Source organism: Nonomuraea phyllanthi, from assembly GCF_006334985.2.
Taxonomy (GTDB): domain Bacteria; phylum Actinomycetota; class Actinomycetes; order Streptosporangiales; family Streptosporangiaceae; genus Nonomuraea; species Nonomuraea phyllanthi.
In genome coordinates this window covers 99829-114110 of the sequence record NZ_VDLX02000020.1, presented here as the reverse complement: position 1 = coordinate 114110, position 14282 = coordinate 99829, and the positions used below count along the sequence as shown (strand labels likewise).

The window sequence follows — 14282 nt, the reverse complement described above, 5'->3', positions numbered from 1 at the left end:
ACGCAGGCGGCTTGCGACAGATCACCGAATGTTGTTCTACTGTGAGGGTGTCTGACGTTCGAAGCGGCCCTCTGGCCGGGGTTCGGGTGCTGGAGCTGGCCGGGCTCGCCCCCGGGCCGTTCGCCGGGATGATGCTGGCCGACCACGGTGCCGAGGTGCTGCGGGTCGACCGGGTCAAGGCCGTCTCCGACCGGCCGCGCACCGACGTGATGGACCGCGGCAAGCGCACGGTCGGGCTCGACCTGAAGGCGCCGGCCGGCGTGGCGGCGTTCAAGGAGCTGGCGCGCCACGCCGACGTGGTGATCGAGGTGTTCAGGCCCGGCGTGGCCGAGCGGCTCGGCATCGGCCCCGGCGACCTGCACGCCGTCAACGAGCGGCTGGTCTACGGCCGGATGACGGGCTGGGGGCAGGACGGCCCGCTGGCGCCCACGGCCGGGCACGACATCGACTACGTCGCCGTCTCCGGCGTGCTGTCGATGCTGGGCCGCGAGGGCGACAAGCCGACCCCGCCGATCAACATCCTCGGCGACTTCGCCGGCGGCGGCCTCATGCTGGCGTACGGCGTGCTCCTGGCCCTGTTCGAGCGCGAGCGCACCGGCAGGGGCCGGGTGATCGACGCGGCCATGGTGGACGGCGCGGCGATCCTGTTCTCGATGTTCTACCAGGCCGCGCAGAGCGGCTTCTGGGGGCCGCGCGGCACGAACCTGCTCGACACCGGCGCCCCGCAGTACGACACGTACGAGACGGCCGACGGCGGGTTCGTGGCCGTCGGGGCGCTGGAGCCGCAGTTCTGGGACGCGATGGTCGGACTGATGGGGCTGGAGGACCTGCCCGACAGGAACGACAAGGCGCAGTGGCCCGCGCTGAGGGCCCGCCTGGCCGAGGAGTTCGCGAAGCGGACGCGGGCGGAGTGGGAGGCGCTGTTCGACGGCTCCGACGCGTGCGTGTCGCCCGTGCTGTCCATGACGGAGGCCGCCTCCCACCCGCACAACACCGCCCGCGGCTCGTTCGTCGAGGTCGGCGGCCTCACACAGCCGGTGCCCGCGCCGCGCCTGCTCGGCGTGCCCGCGCCCGGCCTCTCCCCCGCCACGCGCCTGACCGACCTGTCCGCCTGGGGGCTGCCTCAGGAGGAGGCGGAGAAGCTGCGCGGCCAGGGCGTGCTCGCGTAGTCCTTCAGCGCTATCGAGTCGTGCAGGCGCACGCCCTTGCTGCCGATCTTGGCGGCCGCCCTGGTCAGCGCGACCGGGAGGCTGTTGATCAGGCGGATGGCCCCGCCGAGCGCCGCCAGGTCGAGCCTGCTCGCGGGGACGATGCGTTTGGCCGCGTTGACGGCGAACGCGCGGCTGCGGTGTACGTAATCACGTATCTCGGCCTCGTACGCCGGGAAGGCCTTCGTGTGGTCGCCGCCATGGGCGGCCAGCTCGCCCGCCAGCACGTACGCTCCCACGACCGCCAGGCTCGTGCTGCCGCCGACGGCGGGGCCCGGGCAGTAGCCCGCGTCGCCCACGAGCGTGACCCGGCCGCGTGACCAGGTGTCCATGCGCAGCTGGGTGATCGAGTCGAAGTAGAAGGCCGGCGTGCGGTCCAGCTCCTCCATGAGCCTCGGCACCTCCCAGCCCAGCCCTTCGACGTGCTCGCGCAGCAGCTGCTTCTGCCGGTCGACGTCCCGGTGGTGGTAGTCGAGCGGCTCCGGCGTCCTGAACAGGAACACCGCCCGCGCGTCGTCCATGTGGGCGGTGCTGCCGATCCCGGCCATCCTGCCGACCCCGGCGACGCACTCCATGCGCCCGTCGAGCCCCAGGTGGTCGGGCACGGACATGACCGCGAGGTAGGCGCCGATCCAGGTGGTGAACCGCTGTTCGGGGCCGAAGACCAGACCCCGCACGTTCGAGTGCAGGCCGTCGGCGCCGACGACCAGGTCGAACCTGTCCGTCCTGCCGCTGTCGAACACGACCTGCCCGTCGTCCGAGATCGACGCGATGGAGTCGCCGAAGACGTAGTCGGCGTCGTCGCGGGTGGCGTCGTAGAAGATCTCGCTCAGGTCGTCGCGCATGATCTCGATGTGCCGGTCGGAGATCGCGCCCATCACGCGGCTCAGGTCCAGCTCGGTGGGCCGCGATCGGCCCTCCCGGTAGATCGTGAGCCGCTCGACGCCGGTTTTCCCGGCCAGGACGTGCTCCAGGACGCCCATCTTCTCCACGATGTCCATCGCGGGCCTGAACAGGTCGATCGCGTGGCCCCCCGCCTTGCGGAGGGCCGGGGCCCGCTCCACGACGGTGACGGAGAAGCCGTATCTGGTGAGCCAGTAGGCCAGGGCCGGGCCCGCGACACTCGCACCGGAGATGAGGATTCGCATGGGCCCCTCCTTACTTAACGGTTGGTAAGCCGCCTTCAGCGTAGCGCACTTACTTAACGGAAGGTAAGGGATATTCTGCGACCATGCCCAGTGACACCAAGGCCCGCATCCAGGAGGTGGCCCGCGAGCTCTTCCTCTCGCAGGGCGTCCAGAACACCAGCCTGCGCCAGATCTCAGAACGGCTGGGCATCACCAAGCCCGCGCTCTACTACCACTTCAGCTCGCGCGACGACCTGGTCCGGAGCATCGTGCAGCCCATGGTCGAGGACATCGAGCGGTTCGTGACCACGCGGCGGCCGGGCGACCCGCGGGCCTTGCTCGGCGAGTACTTCGAGCTGGCCTGGCGGCACCGCGACGTGATCACCATGATGATCCGCGACGTGACCACGCTGGGCGTGCTCGACCTGGGCACGCGCATGTTCGACTGGCGGCGCCGGCTGATCACGCTGCTGCTCGGGAGCGACCTCACGCAGGAGCAGCGCATCCGGGCGACGGTGGCCCTGGGCGGGCTCTCCGACTGCTCGGTGGAGTACGCTCACCTGCCGATGGACGAGGTCAAGCCGGCGGCCGTCGAGGCCGCGGCCGCCGCACTCGGCCTCTGACGCTTCCGGATCCGGCCTTCGCCGCACCCGGCCCCTGACGCTCCGGATCCGGTGTTCGTCGCGCCCGGCCTCTGACGTTCCCGGATCCTGTCTTCAGACGGCGATGTAGAGGTCGGCGCCGTCCCGGTGGTGGACTTCGAGGTCCGTGGTGAACGCGCGCGCCGGCGCGCCGCCCGCCTCGGTGTGCTGCCACACCCGCTGCCACGCCTCCACCAGCGCCTGCGGCAACTGCCCGCGGGCCTCGACCAGCAACGCCTTGGCGGCCGGCACGCGGACCGCCACCATCCCCTCCGGCAGCCGCGGCACCGTGCGCACCCCGATGCCGACGATCTGCGTGTAGGCGCCGTTGTGGTCGCTCTCATAGTCGGTCAGCACGGCGTACAGATTCTCGTCGACGCGCCCCGGAACGTGCGCGAAGGCCCCCGGAGCACCCGCCCGGTGCCACAGGGCGGGCAGCCTGGCCCGCGCCGGATCCATCTCGTCGGCATTAGTGGTACGTACGGCGAAGCCCACCACGATCAACTCGGCCCGTTCGATGACGTCCACAGGCCCTCCTCCCCCAAAAGTGTCCGGGCCGATCATAAGCCCCCTTCACAAGGGGAAACTCTTTGGTGTCCCGTCACGGCATCGGGCATCCCTTCGGGGCATAAAGGTTTCCGTCCCGGCATAAGATTTCCCGTCACGGCATAAGATGGACGAACGTGAAGTTTCTCAACGGCCTCGAGCCGCACCACGATCTGACCTACAGCGACGTGTTCATGGTCCCGTCGCGCTCCGCGGTCGGCTCCCGGCTCGAAGTCGACCTCGCGACCCACGACGGCACCGGCACCACCATCCCGGTCGTCGTCGCCAACATGACCGCGGTGGCCGGGCGGCGCATGGCCGAGACCGTGGCGCGGCGGGGCGGCATCGCCGTGATCCCGCAGGACATCCCGCTCGACGTCGTGGCGAACGTCGTCGACTGGGTCAAGAAGCGCGACCTCGTCCACGACACGCCGCTCACCCTCACCCCGCACGACACGGTCGGCGAGGCCCTGCAACTGCTGCCCAAGCGGGCGCACGGCGCGATCATCGTGGTCGACTGGGAGAACCGGCCGGTCGGCGTCGTGACCGAGGCCGACTGCCAGGGCGTCGACATGTACACCCAGCTGTCGCAGGTCATGTCGAGCGAGTTGCTCACGATGCCCGCCGGTCTCGACCCGCGGGCGGCCTTCGACGGGCTGCACGGAGGCCGGCACCGGCTGGCGCCCATCGTGGACGCGAACGGGCGCCTGGTCGGCATCCTCACCCGGCTGGGCGCGCTGCGCGCCGCGCTCTACCAGCCGGCGGTCGACGCGCGGGGGCGGCTGCGCATCGCGGCCGCGGTCGGCGTGAACGGCGACGTCGCGGGCAAGGCCAAGGAGCTGCTGGAGGCCGGGATCGACTGCCTGGTCGTGGACACCGCGCACGGCCACCAGGAGAAGATGATCTCGGCACTGCGCTCGGTCACCGCCATCGACCCGGGCGTGCCCGTCGCGGCCGGCAACGTGGTGACGGCGGAGGGCGTACGCGACCTGGTGAACGCGGGGGCCGACATCCTCAAGGTCGGGGTCGGGCCCGGCGCCATGTGCACCACCCGGATGATGACCGGGGTGGGGCGGCCGCAGTTCTCGGCCGTGCTGGAGTGCTCGGCCGAGGCCCGGCGGCTGGGGCGGCACGTGTGGGCCGACGGCGGCGTGCGCCACCCGCGCGACGTGGCGCTGGCGCTGGCCGCCGGGGCGTCGAACGTGATGATCGGCTCGTGGTTCGCGGGCACGTACGAGTCGCCCGGCGACACCCACACCGACGCGAACGGCCGCAAGTACAAGGAGAACTTCGGCATGGCGTCCGCGCGGGCCGTGCGCCTCCGGACGGCGGACGACTCGGCGTTCGAGCGGGCCAGGAAGGCCCTGTTCGAGGAGGGCATCTCGACCTCCCGCATGTACCTCGACCCGAAGCGGCCGAGCGTGGAGGACCAGATCGACGGCATCGTGGCGGGGCTGCGGTCGGCGTGCACGTACGCCGGGGCCGTGAACCTGGAGGAACTCCACGAACGAGCCGTCATCGGCATCCAGAGCTCCTCCGGCTACGCCGAGGGCATGCCGCTGCACCAGAGCTGGTGACGCCCGCTCCGGCCGTGCCATGAACGGCAAGGCGACGGCGACCGCATAGAGTCTTCGGGTCAAGGTAAGCAATCAACAGGAGCACTTCGTGGCACTCGAGAAGCCCGAGATCGACTTCCCCGAGGGCGCGCCGCCCTCCGACCTGGAGATCGTCGACCTGTCCGTGGGCGACGGCCCCGAGGCCAAGCCCGGCCAGAACGTACGCGTGCACTACGTGGGCGTGTCGTTCTCGACCGGGGAGGAGTTCGACGCGTCGTGGAACCGCGGCCAGGCGTTCGAGTTCCCCCTCGGCGCGGGGCGCGTCATCGGGGGCTGGGACCAGGGGGTCGCGGGCATGAAGGTCGGCGGGCGGCGCAGGCTCGTCATCCCGCCGCACCTCGGCTACGGCCACCGCGGGGCCCCGCCCCGCATCAAGCCGAACGAGACGCTCATCTTCGTCGTCGACCTGCTCGGCGTCAGCTAGCGGCCCAGCCGGCCGGCGGCACACGTCGCGGGCGGGCCACCTCACGACCCCGCCGCCGTACGGCCTCACGGTCCTACGGCCCGGCTGTCGTACGGTGCCCCGCCCCGTCGGCGCGACCCCGCCGCCCCTGCGGCCCCTTCGTCGCCGGGGCCCCTCCGTCGCCCGCGCCGCCGACCGCCGCGGGCACTTCGATCCCGGCGCGGTGACGGCCGCGCCCACTGCGATCCTGGTGTCGCCGATGCAGAAGGCCGACGCGGGCACTACGGACCCGGCATCGCCCACGGAGACGGCCGACGCGGGCACTGCGATCCCGGCATCGCCCACGGAGACGGCCGACGCGGGCACTGCGGACTCGGCGTCGGCCACGGAGACGGCCGCCATCCGTGCCGTCGACGCGCCGGTAGTCGGGGGTGGCGCACAGCGGACCCGGCGTCGCCGGTGGAGCCCGTGCCACATGATTGCCACGGAACATCAAAGCGTCGGATAGCCTGCCGGGCATGCGATCATTTCGCGACTTCGCCTCGGGAGTCGGATTCTTCCTCCAGGGATTCGGCTGGGTCGCCCGGAACGGGCGGTGGTGGCTCTTCGGGCTGATCCCGGCGCTGATCGCGTTCGCCGTCTACGTGGTGGCGCTGATCTTCCTCGGCACCAACGCCGGTGACCTGGCCGCGTTCCTGACACCGTTCGCGGATTCGTGGAGCTGGCGGGAGCTGTTCAGGACGCTGGTGGGGGTCGCCCTGTTCCTGGGCGGGCTGGCGCTGGCGGTGCTGACGTTCACCGCGCTCACGCTGGCGATCGGGGAACCGTTCTACGAGCGCTTGTCGGCGGCGGCGGACGTCCTGGAGACGGAGGACGATCAGCCGTGGTGGCGCACGCTGCCGCGCTCGATCCGCGACAGCCTGATCACGCTCTGCTGGGTGCTGCTCTTCACCGTGCCGCTCTTCTTCCTCGGCTTCGTGCCGGTGGTGGGGCAGACGGTGGTGCCGGTGCTCGGAGCCCTCATTTCCGGATTTTTCCTGACAGTGGAGCTCACCACGCTGGCGCTGGAGCGGCGCGGGATGGCCCGCAAGCAACGCTTCGCGCTGCTGCGCGCGAACAAGGCGAGCGCGCTGGGCTTCGGGGTGGCGGTGTTCGCGCTGTTCCTGGTGCCGTTCGTGGCGATCGTCGCGATGCCGGCCGCGGTGGCGGGCGCCGCGCTGCTCGTACGCACCCGCCTGGCCTCCGCTCCGTAACCGAGCCCGCTCCGTAGCCGAGCCCGCTCCGTAACCCGTCCTGCTCCGTAACCAAGCCCGCTCCGTAACCAGGCCCGCAGACCCTCACGCCAGAGCCGCCCCGGTTATCCACAGCCGCGCGAGGCAAGACCACCACTTTCCCCAGAACCCCGTTCGGCCCAACGCCACCCCGGCCATCCCGGGCACCCTTTGGGCCCATGACGACCAACCACCAGCCCCCGGCTCCCACGAGCACCGCCACCCCGCTCCCCCATCCGAAGCCACGGCCCCGCCCCACCTCTCAGGCGGAGCCCCGCCACAGCCCGGAACCGCAGGTGGACACGGAGACGGAGCCGGACGCGGAGATGGAGGCGGAGCCCTGTCTCACCCTGTCCAGCCCCACCGACATCCTGGCCGCCGTCCCCTACCTCGTCGGCTTCCACCCGAAGTCCAGCCTCATCGTGATAGGCCTCGACCGCCGCCAGGCCAAGGTGGTGGCCAGGTGGGGCCTGCCGCTGCCGCCGGGCACGCTCGGCGGGCTGGAGCCCGTCTTCGGCCGGGAGAACGTGACGGAGATCGTCGTCGTCGGCTACGGCGCGGGAGAGCTGGTCACGCCGGCGGTCGACGAGGCCAGGCTGGTCGCCGCGAAGGCCGGGGTCCGCGTGAGCGAGGCGCTGCGGGCCCACGAGAGCCGTTACTGGTCATACGTCTGCGACCTGCCGCTGTGCTGCCCCGCCGAAGGCACACCGTACGACCTGTCCACCAGCCAGATCGCAGCCGAGGCGACGCTGCGCGGCCTGGTCGCCCTGCCCGACCGCGAGTCGCTGGAACGTACCATCGCCCCCATCACGGGCCCCGTGCGCATGGCGATGCGCCGGGCCACGGCGGACGCGATCACGGCGTTCCAGGCCGACCTGATGGCCGCTCCCGACCTCGACACGTTCGCCACCCGATACGTGTCGGAGAGCCTGGCCAGGGTGCGATCCGCCCTGCGGGCGCACGAGGAGGGCGGCCGCCTCGACGACCTGGAGGCCGCGAAGCTGGGCCTGGCCCTGACCCTCACCCGGGTCCGCGACGAGGCCTGGACCCTCATGGAAGATTCCCACACGCTCCTCTGGAAAGATCTGACCCGCCGGTTGGAGCCCCGCTTCACCCCGCCGGCGGCGTCCCTCCTGGCCATGGCCGCCTGGCGGACCGGAAACAGCGTCCAGGCCACCATCGCGCTGGAGCGCGCCCTGACCATCGACCCGGGCTACTCGATGGCCAACCTCCTCATGCACGCGCTGCAGAACCTTCTCTCTCCCGCCATCCTGCGAGGCCGCCTCCCCACCGCGGCCGAGCTCGACACCGCCATGGGCCCACCCCACCCGGCCTGGCTCCTCCCCCTGGTCAACCTGCTGGACGACGAGACCCCGCAACCACCTCCGGCGGGCCAGGAGGAGACATGAGCAGACGCACGTCCCCAGCCCGGCGCGGGCGTGCAGGGCCGTACAGGGGGTGAAAGCGTGAGGGAGGTGAGCTGAGCCGTCAAAGGGTCAGCCCGTCAAGGAGGACGCTCACGACGTGACTACAGGCCGCCTTCCTCGCGGCGGCGACGCTCGTTGTAGGCCCGCATGCGCGGCGGATAGCCCGTGAGCTGAACGTCGTACACCGGGAGGGCGAGATCGCGGGCAACCTTGTGGATCACGGCGGGAGAGCCGACCCTGCGCCTGGTCCACTCGCCGTCGTCGGCGACCGCCACAGCGGTCGTGTCGGTGGCGAACGTCTCCGGCTCGACGTAGAACTCGACGCCGCGCCGCGAACGGGCAAAGGCGATGAGCGCTTCAATGTCGGCGTCTGTCGCCTCACGATCGAACTTCGCGATCTTAGGACCGCGCAGCCGACGAATACCGTAGCGGTCTCGCCATCTCATGAACCCTTTTTACACTGTCTTGAGCTAATGCGCGTGGGGGATGATCTAGGGGATACATCCGGGATTCTCCGGATGGCACGAGGGGCGTGCGCGACGCAGTATGAGAGGTGACTATCTGATTCTCTAAGGAGAGGCATGGCGATTATGGCTGGGGTACCGCAAACCCCTGGGCCGGGACAGGTGCCGCCAGCTCATCTGCGCGTCACCCACCAGGACCGAGAGCACGTTGTCGAGCACGTCAAGGCCGCCTACGCGGAGGGGCGCTTCGACAAGCTCGAGTTCGACGACCGGCTGGAGCGCGCGATGACGGCGCGCACGCACGGGGACCTGATGCCCATCATGACCGAGTTGTACGGCGCCCAGGCCGTGCCACACCTCGAGCCGCTCCCGCAGCCGGTCCGCGCCGAGCGCGCCCCGGAGAGCAACGAGCGTCTCGGCGCCGCGGTCGGCCATCTGCTGATGGCCATCGGCGTCCCGATCATCGGCCCGCTCATCCTGATGCTCACCGGCGGCAAGACCTCGCCGTACATCCGGCGGCAGGCGGTGGAGGCGCTCAACTTCCAGATCACGGTCGTGGGAGCCTCGTTCATCCTGCCCTTCACCGTCATCGGCGTCGTGCTGGTGCCGATCATCTGGGTCGCCGCGGTGGTCCTCTCCATCGTCGCCGGCGTCTCGGCCCTGGCGGAGAGCAACTTCCGCTACCCGCTGACCGTCCGCCTGGTCAAATAGGCCTCGGGCAGGACCGTCGAATCCCGCGTACCGGCAAGACCGAGCACGCGAGACAGGCGAAACAGGCAAGAGACGGGCGAGCGACATACCTTTACGGACACCCCTCTGGAACCTGGGCGGGGTGTCCACGCATTTCTCCCACCCAGCACGGTCACGGCATCCGCCTCCTCCACGCCGACCCGCGCGATCGTCTCCGGATCCCTCAGCGGCGATTGACGTGACGCCGTCGTTCGTTCGGGACCCCTCCCGGCAGGGATCATGAGAATGGGACGCGGCTGAGGGTGTGCCCTCCAGCCTCGTCCGAGGAAGTGAGCCTGGTGGATCCGACGTCCATGCCCCCCGGCGACCGCCCGCACGAGCCGGGGCGTACCGGGTCCGAAGCCCCCGGGAGGTCCTGGGATCCGGCGGCCGTGGCGCTGGCCAACGCCTCGCTGCTCGGCGCCGGATACATGATGCTGCGGCGGCGCAGGCCCGCCGTCGTCACCGTCGTGATCACGATCGTGCTGGTCGCCGTCCTCGCCCTGGGCGTGCGGACGGTCTGGTTCGAGGCCGTCGTGCTCGCGTGGTGGGCGGCCGTCGTCGTGCACGGCTGGTATCTGGCGGGCGGGCGACCGCGGCGCTCCCCGTCCGTACCGGCGGGTCCCGGCCGGGAGGCGGTGCGCAGGCAGCGGCTCGTCGCCCTGGGCATCGCGGGTCCGGTGCTGCTGGCCGTCGGGTTCCTCCGGTTCGACGCCTCGCGGATCGAGCGGGATGCCGCCGCCGCGCACCGGCAGGGCGAGTGCGCGCGGGCGCTGTCGATCCTGGACGGGCTCTGGGCGGGACACCACGTGGCCGACGCGCCGCTGACCGCCCGCGCCGAACGCGGCGCGGAGGCGTGCGAGTTGTTGCTGACGGCCGAGCGGCAGGCCGGGCGCGATCCGTTGCTCGCCGCCAGGACGCTCCAGGCGTACGGCGCTCATCCGTCGGCCTTGTGGGCGAGTGCGGACGGCCGGAGGGCGGAGCTCTTCCTCGCGCGGGCCGCCGACGAGCTCGACGCCGCACTGACCGGCGACACCAAGGCGCTGGAGACAGGTTTCGGCCGCCTGTCCACGGTCCTCGGGCAGTTCCCGGGCCAGGAGGGAAACGTCCAGAACGTCATGAACGGGTTTCTCGGCCACCTGCCCGCCGACAATCCCTGCGCCACCAGAGCGATCACCGACTGGCTCGGCGAGCGGCCGGCGGCCGGCGACGTGCTGGACGGCGCCGCCGGCGTCGTGCCGGAGCTCGCCCCCGCGGCCATCCTCGGATGCGGCGACGACCTGGTGGCGGCCAAGGACTGGAAGGAGGCACGCGCGCAGTACGAGCAGCTGCTCGACCAGTATCCCAAGCACGACCTCGCCGCGAAGGCCGAGCGGGGCAGGAAGAAGGCGCAGCTGGCGATCGAGCTGGCCAACGTCCGGAAGCTCCTCAAGAAACCGGAGTCCGGCGGAAAGCCCGCGTACTGCACCAAGCCGGCACGCTACAGCGGTGCGAAACCGTACCGCGGCAAGGGCCCGCACCGCGCGCTGTTCTTCGGCAAGGACGATCACCGCAGGAAGCTTCCGTCCTCCTGGCTCGCCAAGGACGCCGCCGACGCGGTGCTGGTGATCTGCGCGGGCAAGATGACGTACGGCTCCGCGGTCACCAGCTGCGACTACCGGGCACAACGGTCCGGCTGGATCACCAGGGTGACGTTCCGGAAGCGGAAGGTCCCGGTCCGCGTCTACGAGCTGCGCACCGGGCGGCGCGTGGCCGCCCACAGCGTGCAGATCGGCGGCACCAGTTGCCCGCGCCGCATCCACTACACCATCTTCGGCAGCTTCGACCCCGGCCCGCCCTCGAAGAGGTACGTCTCGTCGTCCACGTCCGACGTGCGCGCGGGCTACAGGCCGCTGATCAGGCCATGACGGCGAACGACGAGCGGGCCGCCTGTCGCCGGGACTAGCGCGCCAGGACCTCGTACTTGACGCGCATCACCCCGGCGTTGGTGTTGCCGATGGCGGCGAACGCGGCTTCGGAGAGGTCGAGGCAGCGGCCGCCCACGTACGGGCCGCGGTCGTTGATGCGGACCGTGACCGATTCGCCGTTGTTCGGATTGGTGACGCGGACCCTGCTGCCCAAGGGGAGGGTCTTGTGCGCGGCGGTCATGGCCGAGGGGTTGAAGCGCTCGCCGCTGGCCGTCATCTGGGGCTCGCCGTAGTAGGAGGCGCCGCAGATGCCGGCCGCGATCACGCGCGCCTTCGGCTTGCCCGGCTTGCGGACCGCGGACTTGCGGGATTCGGTGGCCTTGGGGGCGGGCGTGTTCGTGGTCTTGGGAGCGGCCGTACCGGCCGGCTTGGCATGAGCCGCGGCGGCGGGCTCGGGGGTGTTGGGCCGCGCCGTCGCCGAGGATCCGGTGGTCTTCGGGTGGGCCGCCGGGGGCTTGGGCGCCGGTGAGGACGGTTGCGGCGTCGCCTGGCGGGCGCCCTCGTTCAGCGGCTTGGCCGGGGGCAGAGCCGGCGTGGCGCGCTCAGGGGAGTCGTCGTTGCCGATGGCGGCCCAGGCGGTGGTGGAGGCGGCGGCCACGACGGCGGCTCCCGCCGCGACGGTGATCCAGCGGCGCCGACCCGGGGCGCGCTTACGGTCCCGAGGGGATGGCTTGACGGAATGCTGGCCCAAGGTAAACCACGGTCCTAGTCAGGGGATAGGGCAGGGAAAGGCCGAGCCGGGGGTGGTGGAGGGGGTACGGCGGCCGATCCGCGGGCGGGATGGGGGCTCCCGCGCAGTGAGGACGAACATACGCGATAAAGGCCAAGTAAAGACAACTTAATGGGACATTAAGTGAAATATCTCACTTATGTCTCAAGATCGGACAGAACGCCCAGCGTACGGCATGGATCTTCGGAATTCCGGGAAACCGTAGAAATGCGCCTTGATCAGCACGAACGGGCTGCGGGAGGGCAGGCCGCCGCGGACAGGTTGGCGGCAGGCCATCGCAGACAGGCGTCAGCGGCGGACCAGCGGCAGCGGCAACGGCAACGGCAACGGCGGCGGCAGCAGCAGCGGCAGCAGCGGCGGCGGAGATTTCACAACGTCAGCGGCCGTCGGAACACCAGATGCCGTCAGAGCATCAGCGAGCGGACCGTCTCCACCGTGTCGGCGTCCTCGACCCGCTTGTCGGGCCGGTAGCGGAGGACCCGCGCGAAACGCAGGGCCATGCCGCCGGGGTAGCGGGGCGAGCGCTGCACCCCGTCGAAGGCGATCTCCACCACCAGCTCGGGCCGCAACGTGACCGTCCAGCTGTCGGTCGGCCCCTCGGCCAGCTCCAGGAAGCGCTCGGTCTGCCAGGCCAGCAGCTCGTCCGTCAGCCCCTTGAACGTCTTGCCGAGCATCACGAAGCCGCCCTCGGGGTCACGCGCCCCAAGGTGAAGGTTGGACAGCTTGCCCTCGCGCCGCCCGTGGCCCCACTCGGCGGCCAGGACCACGAGGTCGAGCGTGTGGCGCGGCTTGACCTTGATCCATCCGGCGCCCCGGCGGCCCGCCGCGTAAGGGGAGGTCAGGGACTTGACCACCAGGCCCTCGTGACCGGCCTTCACCACATCGATGAAGAACCGCTCGGCCTCCGCCGTCTCCCCCGTCACGAGGCGGGGCGTCAGCAAGCCCTGGGGCACGGCCCGCGCCAGCGCCTCCTGGCGCTGCGCGTAGGGCAGGTCGAGCAGGTCGGCGCCGTCGACGCGCAGGGCGTCGAAGAAGAACACGCTCAACGGCGTCTGCTCGCGCAGCCGCTCGATGTCGGTCTTGCTGCTCACCCGGCTCGCCGTCACCTGGAACGGGTGGGGCCGCCCGTCCGGACGCAGCGCGATCACCTCGCCGTCGAGCACGAGATCGTCGTACGGCATCGCCAGCACGCCCTCGACCAGTTCCGGCACCTGCGGCGTGATGTCGTCGAGGGTGCGGGTGAAGACCTTCACCTCCGAGCCCGACCGATGGGCCTGCACGCGTACGCCGTCGAGCTTCCACTCCAGCGCGGCGGGCGCTCCCGCCTTGTCCAGCGCGGCCGCCACGTTGGGCGCGCTGCCCGCGAGCATGGGTGAGACCGCCCGCCCCACCTCCAGCCGGAACGCCCGCAACGCGTCGACCCCGCCGGTCAGCGCCGCCGCCCCGACGGCGGGGAGCCAGCCGCGCAGCGTGAGCGCGCGCCGCACGTCGGCGGACGGGGCGCCGGACGCCTTGGCCACCGCCTCGATCATGACGCCGTCGAGCGCGCCCTGCCGCAGTTCGCCGAAGAGCAGGCGGCGCATGAACTGCTGCTCCTGGCTCGTCAGCCCGGCGAACAGCTCGCCGACCAGCGCCCTGCGCGCCGCCTGCGAACCCGCCCCCGACACCGCCTTGATCCTGCTCAGCAGCTCGTCGACGTGGGCCAGCGTGGCGGTGGCGGCCAGCTTGGGCTGGGGGACGTCCTCCAGCGTGCGCCAGCCCACGCCCACCTGGCGCTGGGGCAGCTCGCCGGAGAGATATGAGATCGCGATCTCCGCCTCGTCGGGACCGACCCGCCCGAGCAGCTCCGCCAGATGGCCGACCTTGCCGAGCCTCGCGGACGTGCGCGTCACCGCCTCGGAAACCCGCACCACGTCGATCAGAAGCACACGCCTATGGTGCCCTACGCCGCCGACATTTCCCCACCCGATATCGGCCAAGTGTCTGCATCGTTCCCAACCCCGTCCCTGGACGCCGCCGACCGGAGCCCCAGGGCCGGCGGCCCGGCTCTGCGCGCGGGGACGGCTCGCTGCCAGGACACGGCTTAGTGGTTGCGCCCGGAAATCCTTCGGGTTGACAGAACGGCTGCGGGTGCCGGGTGTGGTCAGGTGTCG

General features: G+C 71.2%; 13 protein-coding genes. 8 read left to right on the top strand and 5 right to left on the bottom strand.

The annotated features are described in order from the left end of the window. Positions 1–47: 47 nt before the first annotated feature. Entirely contained in the window at positions 48–1169 is a 1122-nt protein-coding gene (locus FH608_RS39975; protein WP_139635623.1) for a CaiB/BaiF CoA transferase family protein, read from the top strand. Here the strand turns inward: FH608_RS39975 and FH608_RS39970 are convergent. After that, positions 1124–2356 carry an FAD-dependent monooxygenase gene (locus tag FH608_RS39970; RefSeq protein WP_139635622.1) on the bottom strand — a complete coding sequence of 411 codons (1233 nt, stop codon included), beginning with the start codon at positions 2354–2356 and terminating at the stop codon, positions 1124–1126. The two genes, FH608_RS39975 and FH608_RS39970, sit on opposite strands and share 46 nt — an antisense overlap. An 83-nt stretch (positions 2357–2439) precedes the next feature. Here FH608_RS39970 and FH608_RS39965 point away from each other — a divergent pair, with 83 nt between their 5' ends. Continuing rightward, on the top strand, positions 2440–2958 hold the full coding sequence (locus FH608_RS39965) for a TetR/AcrR family transcriptional regulator (protein WP_139635621.1): 519 nt from the start codon (positions 2440–2442) through the stop codon (positions 2956–2958). A gap of 93 nt (positions 2959–3051) precedes the next feature. Here FH608_RS39965 and FH608_RS39960 read toward each other — a convergent pair whose 3' ends face one another. Next, positions 3052–3504 carry a GyrI-like domain-containing protein gene (locus tag FH608_RS39960; protein ID WP_139635620.1) on the bottom strand — a complete coding sequence of 151 codons (453 nt, stop codon included), beginning with the start codon at positions 3502–3504 and terminating at the stop codon, positions 3052–3054. A 155-nt stretch (positions 3505–3659) separates the two neighbouring features. On the opposite strand from FH608_RS39960, the gene FH608_RS39955 reads away from it, so the two are divergent. The 4 genes from FH608_RS39955 (at position 3660) to FH608_RS39940 (ending at position 8221) form a co-directional block, all read left to right on the top strand. After that, positions 3660–5099 (top strand): GuaB1 family IMP dehydrogenase-related protein, encoded by a 1440-nt coding sequence (locus FH608_RS39955; RefSeq protein ID WP_139635619.1) that lies wholly within the window; start codon positions 3660–3662, stop codon positions 5097–5099. A gap of 88 nt (positions 5100–5187) precedes the next feature. Beyond that, on the top strand, positions 5188–5562 hold the full coding sequence (locus FH608_RS39950; protein WP_139635618.1) for an FKBP-type peptidyl-prolyl cis-trans isomerase: 375 nt from the start codon (positions 5188–5190) through the stop codon (positions 5560–5562). A gap of 497 nt (positions 5563–6059) precedes the next feature. Then, positions 6060–6794: an EI24 domain-containing protein gene (locus tag FH608_RS39945; RefSeq protein WP_139635617.1), complete on the top strand. Its 735-nt coding sequence runs from the start codon at positions 6060–6062 to the stop codon at positions 6792–6794. A 197-nt stretch (positions 6795–6991) separates the two neighbouring features. Further along, positions 6992–8221, top strand: coding sequence for a DUF4192 domain-containing protein (locus tag FH608_RS39940; protein ID WP_226900317.1), 1230 nt, complete (start codon positions 6992–6994; stop codon positions 8219–8221). 119 nt (positions 8222–8340) lie between these two features. Here FH608_RS39940 and FH608_RS39935 read toward each other — a convergent pair whose 3' ends face one another. Further along, positions 8341–8685 (bottom strand): hypothetical protein, encoded by a 345-nt coding sequence (locus FH608_RS39935; protein ID WP_139635616.1) that lies wholly within the window; start codon positions 8683–8685, stop codon positions 8341–8343. Between the two features lie 135 nt (positions 8686–8820). Between FH608_RS39935 and FH608_RS39930 the strand changes: the two genes are divergently transcribed. Next, positions 8821–9414, top strand: a complete 594-nt coding sequence (locus FH608_RS39930) for a DUF1707 and DUF4870 domain-containing protein (protein WP_226900316.1) — start codon at positions 8821–8823, stop codon at positions 9412–9414. Between the two features lie 317 nt (positions 9415–9731). Further along, on the top strand, positions 9732–11339 hold the full coding sequence (locus tag FH608_RS39925; RefSeq protein WP_139635615.1) for a tetratricopeptide repeat protein: 1608 nt from the start codon (positions 9732–9734) through the stop codon (positions 11337–11339). 34 nt (positions 11340–11373) lie between these two features. Here the strand turns inward: FH608_RS39925 and FH608_RS39920 are convergent, their stop codons facing one another. Continuing rightward, a complete protein-coding gene (locus FH608_RS39920) occupies positions 11374–11997 on the bottom strand; it encodes a septal ring lytic transglycosylase RlpA family protein (protein WP_226900315.1) in 624 nt (207 codons plus the stop codon). Positions 11998–12533: 536 nt separating this feature from the next. Further along, positions 12534–14057 (bottom strand): ATP-dependent DNA ligase, encoded by a 1524-nt coding sequence (locus FH608_RS39915; protein ID WP_226900333.1) that lies wholly within the window; start codon positions 14055–14057, stop codon positions 12534–12536. Between the last annotated feature and the right edge of the window lie 225 nt (positions 14058–14282).

Coding starts and splice junctions, on each gene's coding strand:
- FH608_RS39965 (WP_139635621.1), top strand. CDS start 2,440: ATGCCCAGTGACACCAAGGCCCGCATCCAGGAGGTGGCCCGCGAGCTC.
- FH608_RS39940 (WP_226900317.1), top strand. CDS start 6,992: ATGACGACCAACCACCAGCCCCCGGCTCCCACGAGCACCGCCACCCCG.
- FH608_RS39930 (WP_226900316.1), top strand. CDS start 8,821: ATGGCGATTATGGCTGGGGTACCGCAAACCCCTGGGCCGGGACAGGTG.
- FH608_RS39945 (WP_139635617.1), top strand. CDS start 6,060: ATGCGATCATTTCGCGACTTCGCCTCGGGAGTCGGATTCTTCCTCCAG.
- FH608_RS39935 (WP_139635616.1), bottom strand. CDS start 8,685: ATGAGATGGCGAGACCGCTACGGTATTCGTCGGCTGCGCGGTCCTAAG.
- FH608_RS39970 (WP_139635622.1), bottom strand. CDS start 2,356: ATGCGAATCCTCATCTCCGGTGCGAGTGTCGCGGGCCCGGCCCTGGCC.